The sequence below is a fragment of the Nonomuraea diastatica genome (genome assembly GCF_004349015.1).
Taxonomy (GTDB): domain Bacteria; phylum Actinomycetota; class Actinomycetes; order Streptosporangiales; family Streptosporangiaceae; genus Nonomuraea; species Nonomuraea diastatica.
Genome location: NZ_SMKP01000144.1, coordinates 21,154 through 27,724, shown reverse-complemented (window position 1 = coordinate 27,724; position 6,571 = coordinate 21,154). Strand labels below are relative to the sequence as shown.

Here is a 6,571-nt window from a genome sequence, read left to right as displayed (position 1 = left end):
GTGCGGGCGGGCCAGAGGCTCGACTGGCGGCGGGGCGGCCTCGAACGGGTGTTCACCGTCTGGGCCGAAACCGATCGCCCGGCGGCACTGCCTCCTGTCATCCGGGCCCTGGAGAGCGCCGCGGCCGATTGTGTTGAGTACGACGATTGACTCTCAGGAGACGGGCATGGTCACCATCTTCGACGAACTCGAATCCAACGTCAGAACCTACTGCCGGAGATTTCCCGCCGTCTTCGTCAGGGCACGCGGGCACGTGCTCTGGGACCAGGAGGGCCGCTCGTACATCGACTTCCTCTCCGGCGCGGGAGCGCTCAACTACGGTCACAACCACCCGGCGATCAAGGCGGAGCTGCTGGACTATCTGGCGGCGGACGGACCTGTCCACACGATGGACCTGCACACCGAGGCCAAGGCGGAGCTGCTCCGCCGAATCGACGACATCGTCCTGCGTCCACGCGGGCTGGCCTACCGGGTCCAGTTCACCGGCCCTACCGGCGCCAACGCGATCGAGGCCGCGCTCAAGGTCGCGCGCAGGGCGACGGGACGCACCAACGTCATCGCCTTCACCAACGGCTTCCACGGCATGTCGCTCGGGGCCTTGGCCCTGGCGGGGAACCTGGGCAAGAGAGCGGCCTCCGGCGTGCCCCTCGACCGGGTCACGCGTCTGCCGTACGACGGCTACCTCGGCCAGGACGCCGACACCGTGGACTACCTGGAAAAGCTGCTCGATGACCCGGGCAGCGGCATCGATCCGCCGGCGGCGATCGTCCTGGAGACGGTGCAGGGCGAGGGCGGCCTGAACGTCGCGCGACCGGAATGGTTGCGGCGGGTGGAGAAGGTGGCACACGACCGGGGCATTGTCCTGATCGTCGACGACATCCAGGCCGGCTGCGGCCGTACCGGCTCCTTCTTCAGTTTCGAGGAGGCGGGGCTGCGACCTGACATCGTCTGCCTGGCCAAGTCGATCAGCGGTTACGGGCTGCCCTTGGCGCTCACCCTGATCCGCCCCGACCTCGACCTGCTCGGGCCGGGCGAACACAGCGGGACGTTCCGCGGGCACAACCTCGCCTTCGTCACCGCCTCGGCCGCCCTCGGCCTGTGGTCGTCGCCGCAGTTCACCGCCGATCTCGACAAGAAGTGCCTGTTGCTGGCCGAACGGGTGCGCGCGATGACCAGCGGCATCGAACGTGGACGCGGGCTGCTCAGGGGGCTGTTCTTCGCGGAAGACGCCGTGGCCGCCGAGATCTCGCTGGCGGCGTTCAGCAGGGGCCTCCTGCTGGAGACGTCGGGCGCGGCGAACCAGGTCGTGAAGATCATGCCGCCGCTGATCATCGACGACGACGCGCTGCACCGCGGCATGGACATCCTTGACGACGCTGTCCAAGAGGTTCTCTCGAAGAGGAAGGCGGGCACCCGATGACCGAGACCGAGACCGAGACTGGGACCGAGGCTGGAGCCGAGATCGGGCCGGCCACGCTGCGGCGGATATCCGCGGCGTGGCCGCGCCGGGCGACCATCCGCAGCCACATGGACACCCTGGCCGCTCCGCAGGAACACGATCCGCTCGTGCCGGACTATCCGGAGCGGTTCCTTCCCTTCGCCGAGCATCCCGACTACGCCGACGCCTCCTTCGAGAAACGCCAGGCCGTGCTGACGCACGCCTGGATGATGTACAACGCGCGCGTCATCACGGCTGAGGAGCACATCGCCAATCCCACGTTCGCGAAGATCGTGCACGGCGTTTTCCCAGGAAGCGAACGCGTAGAGCTCAAGCTGGCCGTGCAGCAGGCACACGTGGACGAGACGTGGCACACCTACATGCACATGATGGCGATGCACCACACGCGGCAGGCACGCGATCTCGATTCCGAGCCTGACTATCCGCACGCGGTGACCTATCGGCGCCTGGTCACCGAACAGGAGAAGGTCTCCGATGCCTGGCATCGGGACCTGCTCGCCCTGGTGTGGACCACGGTGACGGAGGTCAGCGTGAACGCCTACCTGGAGTTGCTCTCCCGTGACGAGACGATCCAGCCGATGCACGCGCTGGTGCCCCGGCTGCACGCTCGCGACGAGGCCGCCCACGGCTCGGTGATGGTGGAGGTGGCCAAAGAGCTCTACGTCCGCATGAGCCCGGCCCAGCAGCGCATGTTCGCCCACGCCCTGCCCAAGGCGGTGCACGCCTTCGCCGCGCAGGATTACGCGGCGTGGCCGAGGATTCTCCGGCAGGCCGGCATCGAGCAGGCGACGGACATCGTGGAGGACTGCAAACGCGGGGGCGCGAGCTCCTTGCTGGTCCGCGACTTTTCCGGTGTCGAGCGGCTGGCCCGGGAAATGGCCATCGATGCGAAGTTCGTCTCGGCTGTTGAGACAGAAACGTGAATGACGTCTTCTGGACATGTCCTGCCCGCGCAGGCTCCTTCTCTGGACGTGCTCGGTGGCGCGTCGCGATGATTGTGCACAGGTCCTCGGGCGAAACGGTGAACGAAAGTGGAACCGAACGATGGGCAGAGAATTGAGCGGACCTCGCGCCGTAGTGTCCACCACCGCCTCGGACTCGCACACCTGGAACCTGGTGTTTCTCCAGCTCCTGCTCGAGGAATATGGATTCAACGTGCGAAACCTCGGCGCGTGTGTGCCGGTCGACGAGCTGGTCAGCGGCTGTCTGAGCGAACGGCCTCGGCTTCTCGTCCTGAGCACGGTCAACGGCCATGGGTTCATCGAGGCCCCCGAATACATTCGCAGAATCCGGCAGTGTGCCGAGTTACGGGGCCTGCCCGTGGTCATCGGCGGCAATCTCAATGTCAACGGCGAGGTGCCGGAAAAGGACGTCAGGACGCTGCTGCGCCTCGGCTTCGACGGCGTTTTCGTCACCGCCGATTCGGTGCAGGAATTTCGGTGCTTTCTGGCCCGGTCCGGCACGGCCGCCGCCGGGTGAAGTGGGGTTCCCTTGGCAGGGCTGGGTTATTTCGGCGGACGAGTGGCCGGCCGTGGCGAACTGGTGGTGCAGTCCAGGATGGGGTTCTCCGATCCGGCGCGGATGGTGGAGGGCCTGCGGGCGGTCCGCGATGCGACGGCCGAGACGGTCGGCACGATCACCCTGGACAGCTTCACCAGAACGGGTGACCTGCACCGCGCCCGAGAGCAACTGCTGCGCGGAACGGCCTTGAACGGGTTCCCGCTCCTGGCGCATGGGGCTGCCAGAACACGCGAGCTGATCGCGGAATTCGACCAGAGCGTCTTTCCCATCCAGCTCCGGCATGGCTCCGCCAGGCCATACGACATCTTCCGGGAGATGCTCGCGGCCGGCATCGCCGCGACAGAGGGCGGGCCGGTGTCGTACTGCCTTCCGTACAGCAGGGAGCCGCTGGCCGCGGCAGTGGCGGAATGGTCGCGTTCGTGCGAGCTCCTGGCCGCCTACGAAGGTCCGGGCGGCCCCGCCCATCTGGAGACGTTCGGCGGGTGCATGCTCGGGCAACTCTGCCCGCCGAGCCTGCTCATCGCGCTGAACATCCTGGAGGGGCTCTTCTTCCTCCAGCACGGGATACGCGACATCTCCCTCAGTTACGCCCAGCAGACCAACCACCGGCAGGACATCGAAGCGATCACAGCCCTGCGCAGGCTGGCCCGCGAACGGCTCGGCGGCGCCTCCTGGCACGTCACCGTCTACACCTCCATGGGCCTTTATCCGGTGAGCCGCAGGGGAGCGCTGGCCCTGCTCGGCGAGAGCGCCCGGTTGGCCGCGCTCACGGGCTGCGAGCGTCTCATCGTGAAGACCGTCGCCGAAGCCTTCCGTATTCCCACGGTGAAAGAGAACGTGCAGGCCCTGGAATGGGCGGCGATGACGGCGCGGCGCACGGCGCCCGGCGACACCCACGACAACGGCGATGACGTCTACCAGGAGGCGGCCACGCTCATCGACGCCGTGCTCGAACAGGGCCCGTCGGTGGGCGCCGCGCTGGTCCGCGCCTTCCGCAGAGGGTTGCTCGACGTGCCCTACTGCCTTCATCCCGACAACGCCAACCAGGCCCGCGCCATCATCGACTCGGCGGGGCGCCTGCGCTGGGCTACGACGGGAGACATGCCCATCGCCGCTCGCCCTCCGGACGGCACGACTCGTGTGTCGGCCGCGGACCTGCTCGACATGCTCGCCTACAACCGGCGCCGATTCGACAGCCCTGACCACCTTCATGAGAAAGGCCGGCACCATGACGATGACGGAGCATCAGCGGCCGCGCAATGGCCTGATCGAGCTGGCTCTTCCCGATGACGTCCGCGACGACGTCCTCGAGCGCCTGCTCAGCCTTCCCGACCCGGCGTCGGACCTCGACGACGCCATGACGCGTACCCACCAGATCTTCGCCCGGCTGCCGCTGCCTCTGCTGCGGGCCGTCCTCGACTTCGGGCGCCATGTCGACACGCCGGGCGTGATGCTGCTCAGCAACCTTCCGAGCGAGCCGGACCTCCCTCCGACGCCGACAGACGGCGGCCCCTGCGCCGGCAAGCCGACGTTCGTCGCGGAAGGTGTGCTGCTCGGACTGTCAGGGCTGCTCGGAGAGCCGGTCGCCTTCATCACCGAGAAGGACGGCAGGGTGGTGCACGACGTGATCCCCACGGCGACCGGCGCCACCACCCAGACCAGCCAGGGCTCGAAGGTCTTCCTCAACTTCCACAACGACATCGTGCATGACTCGAGCGGCCGCTATGACATCAGCAACCCGGACTTCCTGGTGCTCAACTGCTTGCGCGCCGACATCGCCGCCGAGGCCGAGACGTGGTACGCGGACGCGCGAGACGTCCTGCGCGTGCTCGATCCGCGCGCCGTGGAGATCCTGCGCTCACCCTTGTTCCAGCTCAACGCGCCTGGCGGATATGTACGCATGTTCGCGGACGGCAAGGAGGTGTACTCGGACCCGATCGCGATACTCTCCGGACCTGACCACGCTCCCGAGATCGCGGTCGCGGCCAACGGGGTACGGTGCGTCACCACGGAGGCAGCCGAAGCCTTCGACCAGCTGCAGGCAGCCTGCCGGGCTCCGGAGGCGGCCAGCGTGGTCCGGCTCGCCCCCGGCCAGGCGCTCCTGATCAACAACCGCAAGGGGCTGCACGCCCGTACCCAGTTCCTTGCTCGCTACGACGGGCAAGACCGGTGGCTGCAGCGCACGTACATCCGGCGCAGCCTCTGGAACATCCGCGACAGGGCCGAGGCCGGGAGCCGTCGTGTCCATGCCTGACGTGCGACGGGTGGCGTTCCTCCGCTCTGTCGAGATCCAGCGGGCCGCTCCGCACATCCAGCGGCTGGACGCGCGGCTGCGGGCGACGGCGACGGAAGCGAGACTCTTCTACACGGATGGGAGTTGTGGTCCCGGGGACTTTCCCGGCACTTCGGAAAAGCTCCCCGCGGACGCGAGCCCCGGCCAGATCGCGGAGAGGATCAGGCGGTGGGGAGCCGACGCGTGCATCTCGATCTCACTGCGTGACGAGAACGCGTTGAGGGACGCCCTTGTCGCCGGTGAGCTCGCCGCCGGCGGCGTCTCGACCGTCATGCACGGTGCGGAGACCACGGGCATGCTGGCGAACAAGGCGGACACCAAGGCATTCCTCCGCCGCGCCGGCATCTGTGTCCCCGATGACGTCCTTGTGGACGGTGACGTGCTGAACGGCAGGACCGTTCCCATGCCCGGCTACCGTGACTACGTCATCGACAGGGCGGACCGGATCGGCTTCCCGCTGCTCGGCAAGCCGTTGTGGGACAGCTTCGGCAACGGGCTCCGCTTCCTGGGCGACCGTGCGGCGCTGGTGGAACATCTCGACCGGCCGCCGGACGGCACCATCATGCTGGAGCGGTGCCTGCACGGCGAGCTGTGCTCGGTAGAGATCATCGGCCGGGAGGGCGTCTATCAGGTGCAGCCTCTCGTGTGGAAGGGCACGACGGGGGGCGAGCCGTCCTTCCTGTTCGGTTCCCTGCGCTATGCCGGGCCCGGCAAGGAGCGTGAGAGGCAGTTCGAGGATCTCGCCGGGCGCTTGATCCGCACATGCGCCGAACTCGACGTCAACGGCGCCGTCGAAGTGGAGATGATCTACCGCGACGGCACCTACCACGTCATCGAGATCAACCCCCGGGTCTCGGGGACGACGTTGTTGTCCAGCGTGGCCTCTGACCGCAACACCTATGCCGAACTGCTCCAGATGGCGCTGGGCGCCTGGCGCGAGCCCCGCAGCGCGCTCCTGCCCGGTGCCAGATGGGCACTGGAGTTTCCTGTCGTCGACCCCACGCCGTCCCTGATCCGCGACGCGACAGCCATGATCGACGTGGTGCGGGCCGGGGCCTTGCGGATAAGCGGGCAGGACCACGGCGGCAACATGGTCGTGTCCTGCGAATTCCGGGAGGAGGGCCCGTTCGTCAAGGCGCTGGACGAGCTGAACGACCGGCACCGCTTTCTCGAGCCCGGAATCCTCCAACAGATCCACGACGCTCTCTCAGCGTGACCGCCGGCCGTCTCAGTACGTGGCGGATCGTGCGCGCCGCCGCTTGAGCGTCCTGTCGTACGCCGGCTCCGACCGGCCCGTG

General features: G+C 67.7%; 6 protein-coding genes. All 6 read left to right on the top strand.

Annotated elements, in window-relative coordinates; all coding sequences use genetic code 11:
* Positions 1 to 166 precede the first annotated feature (166 nt).
* Entirely contained in the window at positions 167 to 1,420 is a 1,254-nt protein-coding gene (gene ectB, locus E1294_RS37195; protein WP_132515668.1) for a diaminobutyrate--2-oxoglutarate transaminase, read from the top strand.
* Complete coding sequence (locus E1294_RS37190; RefSeq protein WP_132515667.1) at positions 1,417 to 2,382, top strand: diiron oxygenase; 966 nt, start codon at positions 1,417 to 1,419, stop codon at positions 2,380 to 2,382. The genes ectB and E1294_RS37190 overlap by 4 nt, the downstream gene beginning before the upstream one ends.
* Before the next feature lie 154 nt (positions 2,383 to 2,536).
* On the top strand, positions 2,537 to 2,938 hold the full coding sequence (locus E1294_RS37185; RefSeq protein ID WP_246083565.1) for a cobalamin B12-binding domain-containing protein: 402 nt from the start codon (positions 2,537 to 2,539) through the stop codon (positions 2,936 to 2,938).
* Positions 2,939 to 2,950: 12 nt separating this feature from the next.
* Complete coding sequence (locus tag E1294_RS37180; RefSeq protein ID WP_246083564.1) at positions 2,951 to 4,270, top strand: methylaspartate mutase; 1,320 nt, start codon at positions 2,951 to 2,953, stop codon at positions 4,268 to 4,270.
* Positions 4,215 to 5,234, top strand: coding sequence for a TauD/TfdA family dioxygenase (locus tag E1294_RS37175; RefSeq protein WP_132515665.1), 1,020 nt, complete (start codon positions 4,215 to 4,217; stop codon positions 5,232 to 5,234). Before E1294_RS37180 ends, E1294_RS37175 begins: the two co-directional genes overlap by 56 nt.
* Positions 5,227 to 6,489 (top strand): ATP-grasp domain-containing protein, encoded by a 1,263-nt coding sequence (locus tag E1294_RS37170; RefSeq protein ID WP_132515664.1) that lies wholly within the window; start codon positions 5,227 to 5,229, stop codon positions 6,487 to 6,489. Before E1294_RS37175 ends, E1294_RS37170 begins: the two co-directional genes overlap by 8 nt.
* Positions 6,490 to 6,571 lie beyond the last annotated feature (82 nt).

What these genes read in the sequence shown, in the direction of transcription:
- ectB (WP_132515668.1), top strand. Translation starts at nt 167, where the DNA reads ATGGTCACCATCTTCGACGAACTCGAATCCAACGTCAGAACCTACTGC.
- E1294_RS37190 (WP_132515667.1), top strand. Translation starts at nt 1,417, where the DNA reads ATGACCGAGACCGAGACCGAGACTGGGACCGAGGCTGGAGCCGAGATC.
- E1294_RS37175 (WP_132515665.1), top strand. Translation starts at nt 4,215, where the DNA reads ATGACGGAGCATCAGCGGCCGCGCAATGGCCTGATCGAGCTGGCTCTT.
- E1294_RS37170 (WP_132515664.1), top strand. Translation starts at nt 5,227, where the DNA reads ATGCCTGACGTGCGACGGGTGGCGTTCCTCCGCTCTGTCGAGATCCAG.